At 61.8% G+C, this 19,571-nt stretch carries 19 protein-coding genes; 17 read left to right on the top strand and 2 right to left on the bottom strand.

Annotated elements, in window-relative coordinates:
* Nucleotides 1-90 precede the first annotated feature (90 nt).
* The 12 genes from pyrH (at nucleotide 91) to gyrA (ending at nucleotide 14,269) form a co-directional block, all read left to right on the top strand.
* Entirely contained in the window at nucleotides 91-816 is a 726-nt protein-coding gene (gene pyrH / locus CN673_RS12020) for a UMP kinase (protein ID WP_099866537.1), read from the top strand.
* Between the two features lie 55 nt (nucleotides 817-871).
* Nucleotides 872-1,432: a ribosome recycling factor gene (frr, locus tag CN673_RS12015; RefSeq protein ID WP_099866536.1), complete on the top strand. Its 561-nt coding sequence runs from the start codon at nucleotides 872-874 to the stop codon at nucleotides 1,430-1,432.
* 16 nt (nucleotides 1,433-1,448) lie between these two features.
* Complete coding sequence (locus CN673_RS12010) at nucleotides 1,449-2,219, top strand: isoprenyl transferase (protein ID WP_370853036.1); 771 nt, start codon at nucleotides 1,449-1,451, stop codon at nucleotides 2,217-2,219.
* Complete coding sequence (locus tag CN673_RS12005; protein ID WP_099866868.1) at nucleotides 2,219-3,058, top strand: phosphatidate cytidylyltransferase; 840 nt, start codon at nucleotides 2,219-2,221, stop codon at nucleotides 3,056-3,058. Before CN673_RS12010 ends, CN673_RS12005 begins: the two co-directional genes overlap by 1 nt.
* Before the next feature lie 60 nt (nucleotides 3,059-3,118).
* On the top strand, nucleotides 3,119-4,252 hold the full coding sequence (gene rseP, locus CN673_RS12000; RefSeq protein ID WP_099866534.1) for an RIP metalloprotease RseP: 1,134 nt from the start codon (nucleotides 3,119-3,121) through the stop codon (nucleotides 4,250-4,252).
* A 217-nt stretch (nucleotides 4,253-4,469) separates the two neighbouring features.
* Nucleotides 4,470-6,830, top strand: a complete 2,361-nt coding sequence (bamA, locus tag CN673_RS11995; protein WP_099866532.1) for an outer membrane protein assembly factor BamA — start codon at nucleotides 4,470-4,472, stop codon at nucleotides 6,828-6,830.
* Between the two features lie 66 nt (nucleotides 6,831-6,896).
* Nucleotides 6,897-7,961, top strand: a complete 1,065-nt coding sequence (gene lpxD / locus CN673_RS11990; RefSeq protein ID WP_099866531.1) for a UDP-3-O-(3-hydroxymyristoyl)glucosamine N-acyltransferase — start codon at nucleotides 6,897-6,899, stop codon at nucleotides 7,959-7,961.
* The gene (gene fabZ, locus CN673_RS11985; RefSeq protein WP_099866529.1) at nucleotides 7,954-8,427 is read left to right on the top strand and encodes a 3-hydroxyacyl-ACP dehydratase FabZ; all 474 of its coding nucleotides are present in this window, start codon (nucleotides 7,954-7,956) and stop codon (nucleotides 8,425-8,427) included. Before lpxD ends, fabZ begins: the two co-directional genes overlap by 8 nt.
* Nucleotides 8,424-9,233, top strand: a complete 810-nt coding sequence (lpxA, locus tag CN673_RS11980; protein WP_099866528.1) for an acyl-ACP--UDP-N-acetylglucosamine O-acyltransferase — start codon at nucleotides 8,424-8,426, stop codon at nucleotides 9,231-9,233. Before fabZ ends, lpxA begins: the two co-directional genes overlap by 4 nt.
* A 7-nt stretch (nucleotides 9,234-9,240) precedes the next feature.
* Nucleotides 9,241-10,119, top strand: coding sequence for an LpxI family protein (locus CN673_RS11975; protein WP_099866527.1), 879 nt, complete (start codon nucleotides 9,241-9,243; stop codon nucleotides 10,117-10,119).
* Nucleotides 10,116-11,315 carry a lipid-A-disaccharide synthase gene (lpxB, locus tag CN673_RS11970; RefSeq protein ID WP_099866525.1) on the top strand — a complete coding sequence of 400 codons (1,200 nt, stop codon included), beginning with the start codon at nucleotides 10,116-10,118 and terminating at the stop codon, nucleotides 11,313-11,315. Before CN673_RS11975 ends, lpxB begins: the two co-directional genes overlap by 4 nt.
* Before the next feature lie 128 nt (nucleotides 11,316-11,443).
* The gene (gene gyrA, locus CN673_RS11965) at nucleotides 11,444-14,269 is read left to right on the top strand and encodes a DNA gyrase subunit A (protein ID WP_099866523.1); all 2,826 of its coding nucleotides are present in this window, start codon (nucleotides 11,444-11,446) and stop codon (nucleotides 14,267-14,269) included.
* A gap of 152 nt (nucleotides 14,270-14,421) precedes the next feature.
* Here the strand turns inward: gyrA and CN673_RS20920 are convergent, their stop codons facing one another.
* A complete protein-coding gene (locus CN673_RS20920; protein WP_157928888.1) occupies nucleotides 14,422-14,565 on the bottom strand; it encodes a hypothetical protein in 144 nt (47 codons plus the stop codon).
* A 330-nt stretch (nucleotides 14,566-14,895) separates the two neighbouring features.
* On the opposite strand from CN673_RS20920, the gene coaD reads away from it, so the two are divergent.
* The 5 genes from coaD (at nucleotide 14,896) to tgt (ending at nucleotide 18,835) form a co-directional block, all read left to right on the top strand.
* Nucleotides 14,896-15,387 (top strand): pantetheine-phosphate adenylyltransferase, encoded by a 492-nt coding sequence (coaD, locus tag CN673_RS11960; RefSeq protein WP_099866522.1) that lies wholly within the window; start codon nucleotides 14,896-14,898, stop codon nucleotides 15,385-15,387.
* Between the two features lie 29 nt (nucleotides 15,388-15,416).
* Nucleotides 15,417-15,995: a peptidylprolyl isomerase gene (locus CN673_RS11955; RefSeq protein ID WP_099866521.1), complete on the top strand. Its 579-nt coding sequence runs from the start codon at nucleotides 15,417-15,419 to the stop codon at nucleotides 15,993-15,995.
* Between the two features lie 27 nt (nucleotides 15,996-16,022).
* Nucleotides 16,023-16,532 (top strand): peptidylprolyl isomerase, encoded by a 510-nt coding sequence (locus tag CN673_RS11950; RefSeq protein ID WP_099866520.1) that lies wholly within the window; start codon nucleotides 16,023-16,025, stop codon nucleotides 16,530-16,532.
* Nucleotides 16,533-16,610: 78 nt separating this feature from the next.
* Nucleotides 16,611-17,708, top strand: a complete 1,098-nt coding sequence (gene queA / locus CN673_RS11945; RefSeq protein ID WP_099866519.1) for a tRNA preQ1(34) S-adenosylmethionine ribosyltransferase-isomerase QueA — start codon at nucleotides 16,611-16,613, stop codon at nucleotides 17,706-17,708.
* Nucleotides 17,705-18,835, top strand: a complete 1,131-nt coding sequence (tgt, locus tag CN673_RS11940) for a tRNA guanosine(34) transglycosylase Tgt (protein WP_099866517.1) — start codon at nucleotides 17,705-17,707, stop codon at nucleotides 18,833-18,835. Before queA ends, tgt begins: the two co-directional genes overlap by 4 nt.
* Before the next feature lie 18 nt (nucleotides 18,836-18,853).
* Here the strand turns inward: tgt and CN673_RS21320 are convergent, their stop codons facing one another.
* A complete protein-coding gene (locus CN673_RS21320) occupies nucleotides 18,854-19,522 on the bottom strand; it encodes a DUF4864 domain-containing protein (protein ID WP_245409881.1) in 669 nt (222 codons plus the stop codon).
* Nucleotides 19,523-19,571: the final 49 nt, after the last annotated feature.

Below are 19,571 nucleotides of genomic sequence, written 5' to 3'. Positions count from 1 at the left end.
CGTCACGAACCGGCGAAGGGCATCGCGTGACAACGCGGTGCCCTTCGTGTATGCGGCAGCACGAGCAGAAAAAGACGGCGAGATCCACGCATGACGACCCCATCCCCCCGCTACAAACGCATCCTGCTCAAGGCTTCCGGCGAAGCGCTGATGGGGCAGCAGGGCTTCGGCATCGATGTGGAAGTGGCCGATCGGATCGCTGGCGACATCGCTGAAGTACGCGCAATGGGTGTCGATGTCGGCGTCGTTGTCGGCGGCGGCAACATCTTTCGCGGCGTGGCCGTTGCCTCCAAGGGCGGTGACCGGGTGACGGGCGACCACATGGGCATGCTCGCCACGGTGATCAACGCGTTGGCACTGGCAACCTCGCTTCGCAAGCTGGGTGTCGACACGGAAGTGCTGTCGGCGATCGCGATGCCGGAAATCTGCCAGAGCTTCTCTCAGCGCGCGGCCCTTCATCACCTCGAAAAGGGCAGGGTGGTGATTTTTGCCGGCGGCACCGGAAACCCCTTCTTCACGACCGATTCCGCCGCCGCGCTTCGTGCAGCCGAAATGGGCGCCGAAGCCATCCTCAAGGGCACGCAGGTTGACGGGATCTATTCAGCCGATCCCAAGCTTGTCGCCGATGCGACGCGCTTCGACCGCCTGACCCACGACGAGGTTTTGAACAAGGGGCTGGCCGTCATGGACGTTGCGGCGGTGTCGCTGGCACGCGAGAACGCGATACCGATCATCGTCTTCTCCATCCATGACAAGGGCGGCCTTCCAGCCATCCTCAACGGCGATGGACGAGGCACGATCGTAACCGATCATTGAATTTTGGCATCCGGCCGTTCTGGTACGGTGCCCGAGCATGCATGGGAGACCCGACATGAGTGATGGTGTCAATTTCGCCGATCTGAAGCGCCGTATGGAAGGTGCCGTGACGGCATTTCATAACGATGCGGGAGGTCTGCGGACAGGGCGGGCCTCGGCCAGCGTTCTCGACCCTGTGATGGTCGAGGCTTACGGAACCCGCATGCCGATCAACCAGGTTGCCAACATCACCATACCGGAAGCCCGGATGCTTTCCGTTCAGGTTTGGGACAAGCAGATGGTCGGCGCTGTCGATCGCGGCATACGCGAGGCGAATCTGGGTCTCAATCCGATCGTGGACGGCCAGAACCTGCGCATTCCGCTGCCCGACCTGAATGAGGAACGGCGTCGCGAACTGGTCAAAGTGGCACACACCTATGCCGAGAACGCGAAGGTAGCGATCAGGCATGTGCGGCGCGATGGCATGGATGAGTTGAAGCGTTCGGAGAAGGCTGGAGACATCAGCCAGGACGACAGCCGGCAGCAAGCCGACCGCGTACAGAAAATGACCGACGAAATGATTTCCGAAATCGACCGCTTGCTTGCCGATAAGGAAAAGGAAATCATGCAGGTCTAGGGTTTCATTCCCAGATTTGACGTCGAGAGAGGGTCGCTGCACGAGACCCGGGAGTCTTCCATTGAGCACGCCGCACCACGTCGCCATCATCATGGACGGGAATGGACGCTGGGCGAAAAGCCGGGGCATGCCGCGTTCCATGGGGCATCGCAAGGGGGTCGAGGCGGTCCGCGAGACAGTGCGGACAGCCGGGGAAAGTGGCGTGCGATATCTGACGCTTTTCGCGTTTTCCTCCGAGAACTGGAACCGCCCGCCCGACGAGATCAATGATCTCATGGGCCTGCTGCGCCATTTCATTCGCCGGGACCTGGCAGAACTGCACAAGGAAAACGTGCGCGTGCGCGTCATCGGTGATCGTGACCGGCTGGAGAAGGACATCCTGGCGCTTCTTGAAGAGGCCGAGGAACTGACCCGCGCGAACTCCGCGATGCATCTCGTGATCGCATTCAATTATGGCGGACGCAACGAGATCGCACGGGCCATGAAGCGGATCGCTGAAGCCGTCGACCGCGGCGATCTCGACGCATCGTCCGTCGACGAGAGCACCGTGACCTCTTTTCTCGATACCGCCGGCATTCCCGATCCGGATCTGATCATCCGTACGAGCGGCGAAAAAAGGCTGTCGAACTTTCTGCTCTGGCAGGCCGCCTATACGGAGTTTGTCTTCGTGCCATGCCTGTGGCCCGATTTTGACAAGGCGGCCTTCTCAAATGCGATGCTGGAGTACCAGCAGCGTGAACGCCGCTATGGCGCGGTACCCGAGCGCGACTTAGCGCTCGGTTCATGATGCAGATCGAACTGAAGCAGCGCGTCGTCTCGGGCATCGTCCTGGGTCTGGCCGTGCTTGCCCTGACCTTTTGGGGGGGCGTTCCCTTCAAGGTCTTCGCCGCGCTGCTGGTGATCCTGATCTACATCGAATGGACGGCCATCGTGGGCGCGCGCCGTCAATCGTTTCAGGCCTATGCAACGGGATGGCTGGTGATCGGCCTCGTCGGCCTCTTCACGATTTCCGGCGCTGGTGTGCTGGCTGTCTCGACGATGTTTGCCGGGGCGGCGATCGCCGGGCTTTTGGCGCTGCGGACCGGTGCGGCCGGGTGGATCGCGCTCGGCATCGTCTATGCGGGCTTTTCAGGGCTGGCGATTGCCGAACTGCGGGATGACGCCTCGCTCGGGCTCATCGGCATGGCGTTCGTCATCGCCATCGTCTGGGCAACCGACATTTTCGCCTATTTCTGCGGCCGCGCGATCGGAGGGCCGAAACTCGCCCGCCGCATCTCGCCGGGAAAGACCTGGTCCGGCGCGGTTTTCGGCATGTTCGCAGGCATTGCCGCGGGCACGGCGGTCGCGCTGGCGACCCTGGAGCGAGGTGGCATCTGGATTCCGCTGCTTGCCGCGATCCTCTCCATTTCCAGCCAGGTCGGCGATCTTTTCGAATCCTGGATCAAGCGCAAATTCGGCGCCAAGGATTCCGGCCGGCTCATTCCAGGCCATGGCGGGGTCATGGATCGGGTGGACGGGCTTGTTTTCGCCGCTTTTTCGGCTTTTCTCATTGCAGTGATCGCGTCCGGCGGCATTCCCACGCGAGATGCCGGTTCACCGATTGCAGCAAGCCTTTTTGCATTGTAGGACATCGCCAACAGCGGCCATCGGCCGCTTTGGCCCCGGCTCTGGAAGGAGATTTCATCGATGGACGTCATCGCGCCGTACCTCTCCTTTCTCACTGGCTACATCATCCCGTTCCTGATCGTCTTGACGATCGTCGTCTTCGTTCACGAGATGGGGCACTATCTCGTCGGACGCTGGTGCGGGATTCGTGTGCTGACGTTCTCGGTCGGCTTCGGACCGGAAATCTTCGGCTTCAACGATCGTCACGGCACGCGCTGGAAGCTATCGGCGATCCCGCTGGGCGGCTACGTGAAGTTCTTCGGTGACGAAAACGTTGCAAGCGCGCCCGATGCGCGCGGGGTCTCAGCGATGAGCGAAGAGGATCGCCGCCGCTCTTTCCACGGCGCGTCCCTCTGGCGCCGGGCCGCGACGGTGGCAGCCGGGCCGATCGCCAATTTCATTCTCGCGATCGTGATCTTTGCGACCGTCTTCACCTTCAACGGCAGACATATCGCCGACCCTGTGGTGGCAGAGGTGCAGCCCGCCAGCGCGGCCGAGGCAGCGGGAATCCAGCCGGGGGACGTGTTCGTCGCAATAGACGGCGAAGCTGTGGAAACCTTCGACGATGTGCGGCGATACGTTTCGAGCAGGCCGGAGGTCGAGATCACCGTGACGATGCTGCGCGGCGGCGAGGAGATGGACTTTACCCTCGTTCCGGCCCGCGAAGAGATCGAGGACAATTTCGGCAACCGGATGGAAGTTGGTCTTATCGGCGTTGTCACCGACACGGATGCCGGCAATTTCCGCACAGTCGAGATGGGGCCGATCGAGGCGACGGGGCAGGCCGTCAAGGAGACGACCTACATCGTCACGCGGACGTTTGGATATATCGGAAACATCATCACCGGGCGCGAGAGCGCCGACCAGTTGGGCGGACCCATCCGCGTTGCCCAGGTTTCCGGCCAGATGGCGACGCTCGGTGCGCTGGCGCTCATCCAGTTGACCGCGGTTTTGTCCGTATCCATCGGCTTATTGAACCTCATGCCCGTTCCAATGCTCGACGGGGGGCATTTGGTGTTTTACGCTATCGAAGTAATAAGAGGGCGGCCGCTTGGGGACAACGCGCAGGAGATGGCGTTCCGGATCGGGTTGGCCATGGTGCTGATGCTGATGATTTTCGCGACCTGGAACGACGTCAACATGTTGCTGGGGTGAGCCGTTAACGAACGCGCACTATCCCCATGCGAATAAAGCATTTGTTTACGCTGATTGCAGCCATCCGTGACCTTTGGGCCACGCCTTGAAATGAAGTAAACAGAAATTAACCGGCGGCCTTGCTTGTAGGGCAAAAGCGGGTAAAAAACGACGGACTATTCGGAATCGGGCATCCGTCTGGTGTGGGAATTCGGGCAATAAAAGGTTTGTATCGATAATGAAAGCCGGTTCGAAGTTCACGGGCGCGGTCTCGGCCGTCGCCCTGTCGGCGGGGATTGCGTCGTGCGGGTTGGGCGCCGGGCTTCTTGCCACGGCATCGGTTGCGCAGGCGGCCGTCATCAACAGCATCGACGTCAGGGGCAACAGTCGCGTCGACGCGGCCACGGTCCGAGGCAACATCACGATCCAGCCCGGACAAAACTTCGACAATGCCGACATCGATGAATCGGTCCGCCGGCTCTTCGCGACCGGTCTCTTCTCCGACATCAGGATCGAGCAGGCCGGCGGCACGCTGATCGTGACGGTTTCGGAAAACCAGATCGTCAATCAGGTGGTCTTCAACGGCAACAGCAAGATCCGCGACCGGCAGCTGGAGACGATTGTCCAGACCAAATCGCTCGGGCCGTACAGTGAAGCTGCCGTCGAGGCGGACATTCAGGCGATCGAAGACGCCTATGTCGCGGTCGGGCGCAGCGATGCGACCGTAACGACACGGACGGTCACGCTGGACGACGGCCGGGTGAACCTGGCATTCGAAATCAATGAAGGCGACCGCACGAAGATCGCCGCCGTCAATTTCGTCGGCAACCAGGCATTTGGCGATGGTCGGCTGCGCGATGTCATTCGGACCAAGCGCTCCGGGCCGCTGTCGTTCCTGACACGCCGTGACGTCTATGATCAGGACAAGCTGCGCGCCGACGAGGAGCTGCTGCGTCGCTTCTACTACAATCGCGGCTATGCCGATTTCCAGATCGTGTCGTCCTTTGCCGAGCTCGATGAGCAAAGCAACGAATACACCGTGACCGTCACGGTCCAGGAAGGCGAGCGCTACACGTTCGGCAACGTGAACGTCGTCAGCTCGGTGCCGGATGTCGACACGGAACGCCTGATGCGCCTGGTCGAAAGCCGCAGCGGCTCGGTCTACAGCGCCGAAGAGGTCGAGGAGTCCATCGTCGCTCTGTCGGAGACGGTCGCGACCGAAGGCTTCCCGTTTGCCCAGATCACTCCGCGCGGCGATCGCGACTTCAACAACCGCACGATCGACGTCACCTACATGATCGATCAGGGCACGCGGGCCTATGTCGAGCGCATCGAGATCCGGGGCAATACCCGCACACGCGACTATGTCATCCGTCGCGAGTTCGATCTGTCCGAAGGCGATGCGTTCAACCAGGCGCTGGTGCGCCGCGCCAAGGAGCGCCTCGACAGGCTCGGTTACTTCAGCGCCGTGAACATCTCCACCGCGCCGGGTTCGCAGCCCGACCGCGTCGTGATCGTCGTCGACGTTCAGGACCAGCCGACGGGCGAGTTCTCGATCGGTGCCGGCTATTCCACGGGCAGCGATGGTGGTGCGACGGTCGAGGCCTCGGTCACCGAGCGCAACTTCCTCGGTCGCGGCCAGTTCATCCGCGTTGCTGCCGGCGGTGGCGAAGATTCGCGCAGCTACAACATCCAGTTCACCGAGCCCTATTTCCTCGGCTATCGTCTGGCTGCAGGCTTCGATGTGTTCCGCACGGAAGATAGGCGCGCCGACAACTACGAATACGAACAGCAGGGATTGACGCTGCGCATCGCGGCTCCGATCACCGAGGATCTGACGTTCGGCGTCAACTACAACCTGGTGGAAAGCGAATACTCGCCGAACGACGACAATGGCGTCGCGCTTGGCGACCTGTCGCGTGCCTACCAGGAAGCGGTTGAGTTCAGCCCTTGGCTGCGCTCGTCGATCGCTCCGCGGCTGACCTACAACACGCTGGACGACCGGAACCTGCCGCGCGAGGGCATCTATGCCCAGGTCGGGGCTGAATATGCCGGCCTTGGCGGCGATGCCGAATTCGTCAAATTCACCGGTGAGGTCAACTACTTCCAGCTGCTTTCGGACTCGGCCGATATCGTCGGTTCGCTTTCGGCCGGCGCAGGGCACATGATCGGCACGGGCGATGAAACGCGCGTTTTCGACCAGTTCTTCATCGGCGGCGAAACCATTCGCGGCTTCGACACGCGCGGCATTGGTCCGCGCTCCGAGGCGCTCGCTGACGGCTCGCGGGATTCGCTCGGCGGCACGACCTATTTCAATGTGTCGGCCGAAGCTTCGATGCCGATGCCGATCATTCCGCGCGATGTCGGTCTTCGCGTTGCGGCCTTCGCCGACGCCGGCACGCTTTACGGATCGGAACTGTCCGATGACGTTCTGGCCGATGCCGTCGGTCTGGATCGCAGCTGGCGAGCGTCCGTCGGCGCCAGCCTCATTTGGGCGTCGCCCTTCGGTCCGCTGCGTCTCGACTACGCCTTCCCGATCGAGAAGGAAGAGTTTGACGACGTGCAGGAATTCCGCTTCGGTGCCTCGACCCGGTTCTGACCGGGGCATCAGTGAAACGAGGATAAGCCGGGCTTTGAGCCCGGCTCATTGTTTGTGCACGCCAAGATGGACAAAGCCAACTTCTACCCGCCCCATCCCGGTATTGCCCTCGGCGAGCTCGCGGGCGAAATCGGTGCGGAGCTTCAAGACGATGCCCATGCCGCGCGCTTGATCCACGGGTTGGCACCGTTGACGCGGGCAGGCGAGGGCGAACTCGCCTTCATCAATTCCCGCCGCCATGTCGCCGAACTTGGTACATTGGCGTGTGCGGCGGTGATCTGTCCGTCCAGCCTGGCATCATCGGTTCCCAAGTCGGTGGCCGTCCTGATCTCGAATGCCCCGCAAACGAGCTTCGCCCAGGCAGGCGGTTTGCTTTATCCCATGGCGTTGCGGCCGGAGTCGCTGACCGGCGAAACGGCTGTCTCCACCGGAGCGTTCGTTCATCCCGACGCGCGGCTCGAACCTGATGTGGTCGTCGATGCTGGAGCGGTCATCGGTGCCGATGTCGAGATCGGACGCGGCTCCGTCATTGGCGCGGGCGCGGTGGTCGGCAGCGGCTGCAGGATTGGTCGGAACTGTTCGATTGGTCCGCATGTGTCGGTTCAGTTCGCGTTCCTGGGAAATGACGTGATCCTGCATCCGGGCGCCCGGATCGGACAGGACGGCTTCGGATATGCGCCGTCACCGGTCGGAATGGTCAAGATTCCGCAAATCGGGCGCGTGATCATCCAGGACAAGGTCGAGGTTGGCGCCAATACCGCGATCGATCGCGGCGCGATGGACGATACGGTCATCGGCGAGGGGACGAAGATCGACAATCTCGTTCAGGTCGGCCACAACGTTCGCGTCGGGCGTCATTGCATCATTGTGGGCCAGGTCGCCATCGCGGGGAGCGTCGTCATCGGCGACCAGGTGATGATCGGCGGCGGCACGACGATCGCAGGGCATCTTCAGATCGGATCCGGCGCGCAGATCGCGGGAATGAGTGCGGTTGCCGCCGATGTGCCGAGCGCGGCCAGGTGGGGCGGAATTCCAGCACGCCCCATGCGCGCCTTCCTGCGCGACATGGCCGAAATCAGAGCGCGCGCATTCAATCGCGGCGCAAACAAGGGGGACACTTCGGATGACTGAGGCATCCACGGCAACCATGGATGTCGCGGACATCCGCGAGATCCTGACGTTGTTGCCGCACCGCTATCCGTTCCTTCTCGTCGACAAGATCGTCGATATCGATGGCGACGACAGCGCAATCGGCATCAAGAACGTCACGGCGAACGAGCCGCATTTTACCGGCCACTTCCCCGAAAACCCGATCATGCCGGGTGTGCTGCTGGTTGAGGGCATGGCGCAAACGGCCGGTGCGATCTGCGCGCGCAAGCAGAAGGGGACGTCGTCGCTCGTCTACTTCATGACCATCGACAATGCGCGGTTCCGCAAGCCGGTTGTGCCCGGCGACCGGCTGGAGTATCACGTCGCCAAACTCAAACAGCGCGGCAACATCTGGAAGTTCCATTGCGAGGCGCTGGTCGACGGCGCCAAGGTCGCCGAGGCCGATATCGGCGCGATGCTTGTGGCGCAGGAAAGCGAGAACGGATGATTTCTGCCTCAGCGCGTGTCCACGCGTCCGCCATCGTCGAGGACGGGGCGGTGATCGGCGACGACGTTTCGATTGGTCCGTTCTGCCACATAGGGCCTTCCGTCCGGATCGGGCCAGATGTCGAAATCCTCAGCCATGTCGCAATTGCCGGTCATACGTCGATCGGGGCGCGATGCCGCATCTTCCCGAACGCTGCGCTCGGCTTCGAGCCGCAGAACATAGCCTATCGCGGCGAAGAGACCCGCCTTGAAATCGGCGAAGGATGTATCATCCGTGAAGGTGTGACGATGCATCCCGGCATGCCGAATGCTGGCGGCGTGACGACCATAGGACGCAACTCGCTGTTCCTTGCCTATTCCCACGTGGCCCATGATTGTCACGTCGGAGACAACGTCATCTTGTCCAACAACGTCATGCTCGCAGGTCACGTCACGGTTGGCGACCGCGTCATCATGGGTGGCGGCGCGGCTGTTCATCAGTTCACCCGGGTCGGGCACCATGCCTTTATCGGCGGATTGTCGGCGGTGAGCTACGACGTCATCCCATTCGGCATGCTCAATGGCAATCCGGGCATTCTTGGCGGGCTCAACGTCATCGGCATGCAGCGCACGGGCATGGACAAGAGCGCGATCCACGAGGTTCGCCGGGCTTTCAAACACATCTTCAACGGGCCGGAGTCCATTCGGAAGAATGCCGCTGCCGCGCGCGCGCTTTTCGCCGACAACGCCACAGTGATCGATATCGTGGATTTCATCGAAGCGGAAAGCGAACGGGCGCTTTCCTCGCCAGCGCGCGGACATCGATAGGCGCGCCATGGCGCGAGATTCAAGTTTCGAAGGAGCAGGTCGACTGGCGATCCTCGCCGGTGGCGGCCAATTGCCGTTGCATGTGGCAGAGGCGGCGCGCAAGAACGGCGAGAATCCGTTCATCATCGCGCTTTCTGCCGAAGCTGATCTTAACTGGCGGGATTTCGATAGCGCGGCGATCGGAACCGGCGATTTTTCGTCCCTCGAGGCGTTGTTGCGACAACACGGCATCGACCGGGTCGTTCTGTCGGGTGGCGTGCGCCGACGCCCGGAATGGCGGGAAATCAGACCGACCTGGAAGACTGTCCTCGGCATGCCGCGTGTCATCGGCACGCTCTTGCGCTCGGGCGACGACACGGTACTGCGGATGGTCATCGAACTGATCGAGGGCACCGGCGCGCGCGTGATCGGAGCACAGGAAATCGCGCCGGATCTTCTCGCCGAGACGGGAAGCTTGACGAAACGCTTGCCGCGTGCGGAAGATCGGCGGGATATCGAGGCAGGCAGTGCGGCAGCGCTTGCACTCGGTTCGCTCGATGTCGGGCAGGCGGCAGTTGCCGTCGGGGGGCGTGTCATCGCGCTTGAGGGCGCGGAAGGGACGGATGCCATGCTGCAGCGCGTTGCCGCCTTGCGCCGCGACGGGCGCATTTCCCAGAAACGTCAAGGCGTTCTGGTCAAATTCTGCAAGCCGCAGCAGGATGTGCGCGCCGATCTGCCGTCGATCGGGCCGGGGACCATCGAAGCGCTGAGCGTTGCGGGCCTTGCCGGGGTCGCGGTCGAAGCGGGGCGGTCTCTCATTCTGGAGCGGGCGCTGACGATCGATTCCGCCGACCGGGCAGACGTGTTCGTCGCCGGGATTGAGCGTGACGAGGCGCTTTGCCGATGACGCGCGGCAAATCCGATACGCTGACCGTCGCGATCATCGCAGGCGAGCCGTCAGGCGACCGCCTGGGCGCCGATCTCATCAGCCAGATGCGCATGCGGTGCGGTGGCAACATCGCATTGGTCGGTGTTGGCGGCGACCAACTGATCGGCGAGGGGTTGACCTCGCTGTTCGACTATTCCGAACTGTCCATCGTAGGCGTTGGTGCTGTCGTGGCCCGCCTGCCGCAGCTCATGGCCCGTATCCGGCAGACGGCGCGCGCCATCATCGCCGCGCGGCCGGACGTGCTGGTCATTGTCGACAGTCCCGATTTTACCCATCGCGTGGCCCGGCGCGTCCGAAATGCGCTGCCGCAGGTGCCGATCATCGACTATGTCTGCCCGACCGTCTGGGCATGGAAGCCGGAGCGGGCGCCGGCGATGGCGGCATATATCGATCACGTGCTGTCAATCCTGCCGTTCGAGCCATCTATCGTCGAAACGCTCGGAGGGCCGCCCACGACCTATGTCGGGCATCGGCTCGTCTTCGACACCGGCCTGCTTTCAGCAAGGGCAGAACAGCATCAGCGCCGCCGAACCAAGGTGATGACGAAAACGGTCATGCTGCTGCCCGGTTCGCGAGCGGGCGAACTGAAGCGAATGCTGCCACTTTTTCGCGATGCGGCAGCGGAACTGGCATCACGGAACCAGGGGTTGCGCTTCGTGCTGCCTGCGCAGCCCCGGCACAACGAGTTCATCGCCAGTCACGTTGCGGACTGGCCGGCAAAGCCGGAACTGGTGATCGGCGAAGAAGCCAAGTGGCGTGCCTTCGCGCAGGCTGACGGCGCGCTTGCGGCATCGGGCACGGTGCTTCTGGAATTGGCGCTTGCCGGTGTTCCTTGCATTTCGGCCTATCAACTCGATCCGATGGCGCGGCTTTTGATCTCCAAGATCACAGGATGGAGTGCGGCCTTGCCCAACCTGATCGCTGGCTATCCGGTCATTCCTGAGTATTTCAACGAATCGGCGCGCGCAAACCGGCTGGTGCGTCATCTGGAACGTCTGATCCAGCCGACCATCGAACGCGATGCGATGTTGCAGGGCTTCGACGCGGTGAGAAATGCCATGGCCGTGACGCGAACGCCGGGCGAGCACGCCGCCGAAATCGTTCTGGATTTTGCCCGGTCCGGGCGTTCTGCGGCCGTCCAAGTCGTTGATTGAACAAAATCGACCAGATGCTTACATAAGGGCTGGATAAATCGGCTGAAAGCCCTGCGGAAATTGGCTTCGCCGCCTGCCATCCGCTATAAAAACGCCAGTGATTCTGACCAAAAGATCGTGATTGCCCCTTGAGCGAGATAGTGCCTCCCGGCGGCCCGACCGGCCCCACCGGCATCGAGCCGGTTTCGATCATCGACGAGATGCAGCGTTCCTATCTCGATTACGCGATGAGCGTGATCGTCAGTCGAGCGCTGCCCGACGTTCGTGACGGACTGAAGCCGGTCCATCGGCGTATCCTCTACGCCATGCACGAGAGCGGGTATCACTGGAACCGCAAATACGTGAAGTCGTCCCGCATCGTCGGTGACGTCATGGGTAAGTATCACCCGCACGGCGACAGCGCGATCTATGACGCCATGGTCCGCATGGCGCAGCCCTGGTCGCTGCGCGCCATGCTGATCGACGGTCAGGGGAATTTCGGATCGATCGACGGTGATCCTCCAGCGGCGATGCGCTATACCGAAGCGCGGCTCGCGAAACTGGCGCACGAGCTTCTGGAAGACATCGACAAGGACACGGTCGATTTCCAGGATACCTATGACGGCTCGGGCGCCGAGCCCAAGGTGCTGCCCGCGCGCTTTCCCAATCTGCTGGCAAACGGGGCCGGCGGCATCGCGGTCGGCATGGCGACCAACATTCCGCCGCACAATATCGGCGAGCTGACCGATGCGTGCATCGCACTGATCGACGATCCCGCACTCGATCTTTTGAAGCTGATGGAGATCATTCCCGGTCCCGATTTCCCCACGGGCGGATTGATCCTTGGCCGGGCAGGCATCCGCAGCGCCTATGAGGGCGGCCGCGGCTCCGTCGTGATGCGCGGCAAGGTCCATGTCGAGCCGATCAGGGGTGATCGAGAGGCGATCATCATCACCGAGGTTCCCTATCAGGTGAACAAGGCGTCGATGATCGAAAAGATGGCCGAACTCGTTCGCGACAAGCGCATCGAGGGAATCTCCGATCTTCGCGACGAGTCCGACCGGCAGGGCTACCGTGTCGTTGTCGAGCTGAAGCGCGACGCCAATGCCGACGTGATCTTGAATCAGCTTTATCGCTACACACCGCTGCAGACGTCTTTCGGCTGCAACATGGTGGCGCTGAACGGCGGCAAGCCGGAATTGATGAACCTCCTCGACATGCTGAGGGCATTCATCGCCTTCCGCGAGGTCGTGATCTCTCGGCGCACGAAATATCTCTTGCGGAAGGCGCGCGACCGCGCCCATGTGCTCGTCGGCATGGCGATCGCCGTCGCCAACATCGACGAAGTGATCCACCTGATCCGCAACGCGCCGGACCCGCAAGTGGCACGCGAACAGTTGATGGAACGCCGCTGGCCGGCCAAGGACGTGGCGCCGCTGATCCGGTTGATCGATGACCCGCGGCACCGGATCAACGATGACGGCACCTACAATCTTTCCGAAGAGCAGGCCCGCGCAATCCTCGAACTGCGTCTTCAGCGGCTGACGGCGCTCGGGCGCGAGGAAATCGCGGACGAACTGAACAAGATCGGCGAGGAGATCAAGGACTATCTCGATATCCTGTCGTCGCGCGTGCGTATCCGCGAGATCATCAAGCAGGAACTGACCGACGTCAAAGCCGAGTTCGGCACGCCGCGCCGGACCGAGATCGCCGATGGCGGTCCGGACATGGACGACGAGGATCTGATTGCGCGCGAGGACATGGTCGTCACCGTGTCCCATTCGGGCTACATCAAACGGGTGCCGCTTGCGACCTATCGCGCGCAGCGCCGGGGTGGAAAGGGCCGCTCGGGAATGGCGACGCGCGACGAGGACTTCGTCACGCGGCTTTTCGTGGCCAACACGCACACGCCCGTCCTTTTCTTCTCTTCGCGTGGCATCGTCTACAAGGAGAAGGTCTGGCGGTTGCCGGTCGGCACGCCGCAATCGCGCGGCAAGGCGCTGATCAACATGCTGCCTATCCAGCATGGAGACCGCATCACGGCGATCATGCCGCTGCCCGAGGACGAGGACAGCTGGAGCAATCTCGACGTGATGTTCTCCACCACGCGGGGGACCGTCAGGCGCAACAAGCTGTCGGACTTCGTCCAGGTCAACCGCAATGGCAAGATCGCCATGAAGTTTGACGACGAGAGCGACCAGATTCTCAATGTCGAGACCTGCACGGAGCATGACGACGTCGTTCTGACGACTGCGCTCGGCCAATGCATTCGGTTCCCCGTGACCGACGTTCGCGTCTTCGCCGGACGCAACTCGATCGGCGTTCGAGGCATATCGCTCGGCGACGGCGACAGGGTCATCTCGATGGCCGTGCTCGGCCATGTGGACGCCGAAGCGTCCGAGCGTTCGGCCTATCTCAAGCGGGCGGCCGCCGAGCGGCGCGCGGCCAGCGGCGAGGACGAGGACATCACGCTGGTCGGCGAAGACGTTGGGGAGGACGCCGATCTATCTCCGGAGCGCTACGAGGAACTCAAGGCGCGCGAGCAGTTTGTCCTGACCATCAGCGAAAAAGGCTACGGCAAGCAATCTTCGTCCTACGATTTCAGGATTTCCGGTCGCGGTGGCAAAGGCATCCGGGCGACCGACGTCTCGAAAGTCGCGGAAATCGGAGAACTGGTCGCTGCATTCCCGATCGAAACCGGCGATCAGATCATGCTGGTTTCCAATGGCGGGCAGTTGATCCGGGTACCGGTCAACGGCATCCGCATCGCCAGCCGCGCCACCAAGGGCGTCACGATCTTCTCGACGGCGCGGGACGAGCGTGTGGTCTCGGTGGAGCGAATCAGCGAGCCTGAGCCGGACGAAGTCGACGAGGTGCTCGAAGATGCCAAGGAAGCGGAAGAACTCGACGGAATCGCGTCCGACAACGAGGCTGCGACGACTGACACGCCGTCGACCAACGACGACGACGCCTGATCAAGGCTGAACGCCGCTCGATCTTGATCTGAGCGCATAAAAAAAGACCGAGCCGTCTCCGCGGCTCGGTCTTTGTGTGTCCAAGTGGGCGAGGGGAACCGCACTTCGACTGGAGGGCGTCTAACACCAGCTGGCAGGCCGGCGCTGTAATCCTAGAAGTGGCGCGTTGTCCGCGCTCTTACTCTTGCTTCCTTGGCTTCACGTTTCATCTGCACCACCATCGCGAACACATCGCTGATGAGAATGCAGGCGATCAGAACTGCGAAAACTGTCAATGCCGTCAGCATCATCTGCATCTAGCCCCGTAATCAGTAATGGCTGCGTACGCGCATCGGCACTTGCGACTTGCTCTCTGCGCTCAGGGCGAAAGCCGTCGCGATGACCATAGCGAAGAACATAACGACGGCGAGGATGAGTATCGGCATTGTTCGGTCTCCATTTGCTCTCACAACGCGGCAGTGTTGAAATGGTTTCATTCGCGTTGAGAGAATGTTCATCACAAGTCGCGTGAAACGGTGTTGAACAGCCTATTCATCTACAGTTCATCTTGCTCGGCATGGGGTGATCGTCGCTTGCGAATGGTGCGGCTGCGTGACAAAAGGCTGCCAACGTGAAAGGGGCGCCGCATGAAAACCGCCTTCTACCCCGGATCGTTCGATCCGCTGACGAATGGCCATCTCGATGTATTGATGCAGGCCCTTGCGACGGCCGACCGGCTGGTCGTGGGGATCGGCATTCATCCCGGGAAGACACCGCTTTTCACCTTCGAGGAACGTGCGGATCTGATCCGTCAATCGCTTTCGACAACGGGTGAAACCTCCGACGGGCAAGTCGAGGTCGTTCCCTTCGACGGACTGGTTGTCGACGCGGCGCGCGCGAACGGAGCCAGCCTGTTGCTGCGTGGGCTGCGCGATGGAACCGATCTCGATTACGAAATGCAGATGGCGGGGATGAACCGGCAGATGGCGCCGGACATCCAGACGGTGTTCCTTCCTGCCGCCACGTCCTCGCGACCGATTACCGCCACATTGGTGCGCCAGATCGCGGCAATGGGCGGCGATGTCAGCGCCTTCGTCCCGGAGGTCGTGCTGACGGCGCTCCGGCACAGATTTTCCTGAAAGTTCAGCGTCATCATTGGGAGAACGCGATGAGAACCATCTTCGTCAAGACTGCGGCACTGTTGATCACGGGCCTTGCCGCCACCGCCAGTTTCACCGTTCTGGCGCAGGACGCGGAGAACCGCCTGGTGATCGAACTGGAGTCAGGCGAGGTCGTCGTCGAATTGCTGCCCGACGTGGCGCCTGAGCACGTGGCCCGTGTCAAGGAACTGGCAGAGGCCGGAGAATATGACAACGTGGCGTTTCACCGGGTGATCGATGGCTTCATGGCCCAGACCGGCGATGTGGAGTTTGGCGACCTGACCGATGGCTATGTCGCGCCGAGGGCCGGCACCGGAGGGTCTTCGCTGCCCGATCTGGAAGCGGAATTTTCCGATATCCCCTTCGAGCGCGGCACGCTCGGTATGGCCAGGGCACAGGATCCCAACTCGGCCAACTCGCAGTTTTTCATCATGTTCGACGAAGGTGCGTTCCTGAACGGCCAGTACACGGTCTTCGGCCAGGTCGCCGAAGGCATGGAGCACGTCGATGCGCTCAAGAAGGGCGATGCGGCTGCCAACGGCGCCGTGGACAATCCGGACCGCATGATCAGCGTGCGGGTCGAGTAAGCGAATTCATCAGAACAGGAGAACACGATGGCCGAGATCAAGGATCCGGAAAACGCACTTGTCATGGAGACCAGCAAGGGGCGTGTCGTGATCGAGCTTTTGCCCGATCTGGCGCCCGAACACGTCAAGCGCATCAAGGAACTGACCAGCGAGGAAGCCTATGACGGCGTGGTCTTCCACCGCGTGATCGACGGCTTCATGGCGCAGACCGGCGACGTCAAGTTCGGCAAGACCGGCGGCAAGGATTTCAATCCAGGCCGAGCAGGCATGGGCGGGTCCGACAAACCCGATCTAAAGGCCGAATTCTCCAATATCAGTCACGTGCGTGGCACCTGCTCTATGGCGCGCTCCCAGAGCCCCAATTCGGCGAACTCGCAGTTCTTTATCTGTTTCCAGGATGCGCCGTGGCTGAACCGCCAGTATTCCGTGTGGGGTCAGGTCATTGAAGGCATGGATGTGATCGACAAGATCAAGCGCGGCGAACCGGTCTCCGATCCAGACACGATCGTCAGCATGCGCATCGCCGCGAACGCCTGATCGGGCGAAACAACTGCAAGACGTTTCCCGCCGGTGCGGTTCCTGTCGCGCCGGCGTCTTTGATTGGAATGGATCCTCATGCGTGTCGATCTCTTCGACTTCGATCTGCCCGAAGAGCGAATTGCACTTCGGCCGGCCTCACCGCGCGACCAGGCAAGGCTTCTGCATGTACGCCCGGGCGACGTGACGCCGCTTGACGATCATTCCGTGACGGATCTGCCTGATCTGCTGCGTCCGGGCGACGCGCTGGTCTTCAACGATACGAAAGTCATTCCGGCCCAACTGGAAGGTCTGCGCAGCCGCCCTGGTCCAGATGGCGAAGCCATGACCGTTGCCGTGTCCGCGACGTTGCACCTGCGCCAAGCGTCCAATCAATGGCGCGCCTTCCTCAAGCCCGGCAAGCGGGTCAAACCGGGCGACCGTATCGCGTTCGGCGGCGGCAGCGACGCCTGCTTTCTTGGACGGCTAGACGCCACGGTCGACGAGAAAGGCGAGGGCGGGGAGGTGCTGCTGACATTCGATCTCGACGGTCCGTTGCTTGACGAGGCGATCATGGCCGTCGGGCACGTGCCGCTTCCGCCTTATATTGCCTCGAAGCGGGCCGAGGATCAGCAGGACCGCAAGGACTACCAGACGATCTACGCGCGCCAGGACGGGGCGGTCGCCGCGCCAACGGCCGGTCTGCATTTCACGCCGGAGCTCTTCGAGCGCCTCGACAGACGGGGTATCGAGCGCCATTTCGTGACACTGCATGTGGGGGCAGGAACCTTCCTTCCCGTCAAGGCTGACGATACTGCCGACCACCGGATGCATGCCGAAATCGGACTGGTGAGCGCCGAAACGGCGACCGCGCTCAATGCCGTGCGAGGCCGCGGCGGACGGATCGTGTCCGTCGGCACGACGTCGCTGCGGCTTCTGGAGAGCGCAGCCGGCGAGGATGGACGGATCCATGAATGGACCGGGGCGACGGACATCTTCATCACGCCGGGCTATCGCTTTCGCGCTGTCGACCTTCTGATGACGAATTTCCATTTGCCCAAATCCACGCTGTTCATGCTCGTTTCGGCCTTCAGCGGACTGGAAACGATGCAGGCGGCGTATGCCCATGCAATCGATCGGCAGTACCGGTTCTACTCTTATGGTGACGCATCGTTGCTGGAGAGGAAATTGCCGTGAACGATACCTTTCGCTTCGATATCCAGGCACGAGACGGTCAGGCGCGGACAGGCGCGGTCTCGATGCCCCGCGGCACGGTTCGCACGCCGGCCTTCATGCCGGTGGGCACGGCCGGGACAGTCAAGGCGATGTATCTCGATCAGGTTCGCGACCTCGGCTCAGACATCATCCTTGGCAACACCTATCATCTCATGCTGCGGCCCGGTGCCGAACGTGTCGCCCGACTGGGGGGGCTGCACGACCTCATTCGCTGGCCGCATCCGATCCTGACCGATTCGGGCGGCTTTCAGGTCATGTCTCTGGCCGGATTGCGCAAGCTGACCGAAGAGGGGGTGACGTTCCAGTCGCACATCGACGGCAGCCGGCACGCGATGAGCCCGGAGCGTTCGATCGAAATCCAGGGGCTATTGGGGTCCGACATACAGATGCAACTCGACGAATGCGTTGCGCTGCCGGCAACGCGCGCGGAAATCGAACGCGCCATGGAGTTGTCGTTGCGCTGGGCAGGTCGATGCAAGACGGCCTTTGGCGATCAGCCCGGCAAGGCGATGTTCGGCATCGTGCAAGGCGGTGATCAGCCGGATCTGCGTGTCCGGTCGGCCGAGGCGCTGAAATCCATGGATCTGAAGGGCTACGCCGTCGGCGGCCTGGCGGTCGGCGAGCCACATGACGTGATGCTCGCGATGCTGGAGGCAACCTGTCCGGTTCTGCCTGACGACAAGCCACGTTACCTGATGGGCGTCGGAACGCCAGATGATATCCTGAAATCCGTCGCGCGGGGGATCGACATGTTCGATTGCGTCATGCCGACGCGGGCAGGGCGCCACGGACTGGCCTTCACCCGGCGTGGCAAGGTCAATTTGCGCAACGCCCGCCATGCGGAGGATGTCCGGCCTCTCGATGAAGAGTCCGATTGCCCGGCATCACGCGATTATTCACGAGCTTATCTGCACCACCTGGTCCGTTCTGGCGAGGCGCTGGGCGGCATGCTGCTGACGTGGAACAATCTTGCCTACTACCAGAGCCTGATGGCCGGCATTCGCGGGGCCATCGCCGCTGGCCGGTTCGCTGACTTCATGGCAGAAACGCAAGATGCATGGATGAGGGGCGATGTTGCGCCTCTCTGACCGTCGCCTTGTGTCTTTTCAGATCTGGGGCGCCTGCGATTTCAGCATGTGAACCCCGTTAATCCGGAACTCTCCATTGTCTTGCTTTTCCAGGACGTAAACGGCCGTCCAGTCATCCTTGCCCTTGGTGCCGCCGATCAACACCTCCTGCACGATGGTCTTTCCATCGCTGGCCGGCTTTGCCTTGCCGAATGCAAAGTTTCCGGGGCGAAAGACGGGCGCATAGCCGCGTTTGACCATTTCGAAGAAGAGATCGGGATTGGGGTACATTCGCTGTATACCCGGCGCGGCATGCGCATACGCCGCTGCGGCATCTTCTCTCAAGAAGGCCTCGATCTGACTTTCGATGACGGCTTGGGCGTCTTCGATATCATCGGCTCTGGCTGGCGCGGCAACAAAAATCCACGCGGTGGCCGCGATCAATGCAAGTGAATGCTTCATGGACATCACCCTCCGGGACCCATCAGCATCATAAGTCCATTGCTGCGAACTGCGAAGCGATACGATCGGGTCCGCTCCCGTATCACTTTGAGTGAGTACGTAGCGTAACGCCAAATCGTTGCGCCGCTCGCGTGGTCCTTTCGAGGGGTGCAGTCGTGGGGTGCGGGAGGATTCGTTCCTTGCCGCCCGGTTTTGCGCAAAGGCGATCCGCTGTCCAAGGGAAGCGACGCATTCCTGTTTCTTCAATCCGTTCTTTCGATTGGCGATACTTCGAACCAGTCTCGAAAGGTATTGG

The organism is Neopararhizobium haloflavum, assembly GCF_002750855.1.
Classification (GTDB): domain Bacteria; phylum Pseudomonadota; class Alphaproteobacteria; order Rhizobiales; family Rhizobiaceae; genus Georhizobium; species Georhizobium haloflavum.
This window is presented reverse-complemented; position numbering and strand designations above follow the sequence as displayed.

Coding starts and splice junctions, on each gene's coding strand:
- lpxD (WP_099866531.1), top strand. CDS start 6,897: ATGGACAAAGCCAACTTCTACCCGCCCCATCCCGGTATTGCCCTCGGC.
- bamA (WP_099866532.1), top strand. CDS start 4,470: ATGAAAGCCGGTTCGAAGTTCACGGGCGCGGTCTCGGCCGTCGCCCTG.
- fabZ (WP_099866529.1), top strand. CDS start 7,954: ATGACTGAGGCATCCACGGCAACCATGGATGTCGCGGACATCCGCGAG.
- rseP (WP_099866534.1), top strand. CDS start 3,119: ATGGACGTCATCGCGCCGTACCTCTCCTTTCTCACTGGCTACATCATC.
- lpxB (WP_099866525.1), top strand. CDS start 10,116: ATGACGCGCGGCAAATCCGATACGCTGACCGTCGCGATCATCGCAGGC.
- pyrH (WP_099866537.1), top strand. CDS start 91: ATGACGACCCCATCCCCCCGCTACAAACGCATCCTGCTCAAGGCTTCC.
- CN673_RS11955 (WP_099866521.1), top strand. CDS start 15,417: ATGAGAACCATCTTCGTCAAGACTGCGGCACTGTTGATCACGGGCCTT.
- lpxA (WP_099866528.1), top strand. CDS start 8,424: ATGATTTCTGCCTCAGCGCGTGTCCACGCGTCCGCCATCGTCGAGGAC.
- CN673_RS12005 (WP_099866868.1), top strand. CDS start 2,219: ATGCAGATCGAACTGAAGCAGCGCGTCGTCTCGGGCATCGTCCTGGGT.
- CN673_RS11950 (WP_099866520.1), top strand. CDS start 16,023: ATGGCCGAGATCAAGGATCCGGAAAACGCACTTGTCATGGAGACCAGC.
- CN673_RS11975 (WP_099866527.1), top strand. CDS start 9,241: ATGGCGCGAGATTCAAGTTTCGAAGGAGCAGGTCGACTGGCGATCCTC.
- CN673_RS20920 (WP_157928888.1), bottom strand. CDS start 14,565: ATGCAGATGATGCTGACGGCATTGACAGTTTTCGCAGTTCTGATCGCC.
- queA (WP_099866519.1), top strand. CDS start 16,611: ATGCGTGTCGATCTCTTCGACTTCGATCTGCCCGAAGAGCGAATTGCA.
- frr (WP_099866536.1), top strand. CDS start 872: ATGAGTGATGGTGTCAATTTCGCCGATCTGAAGCGCCGTATGGAAGGT.
- coaD (WP_099866522.1), top strand. CDS start 14,896: ATGAAAACCGCCTTCTACCCCGGATCGTTCGATCCGCTGACGAATGGC.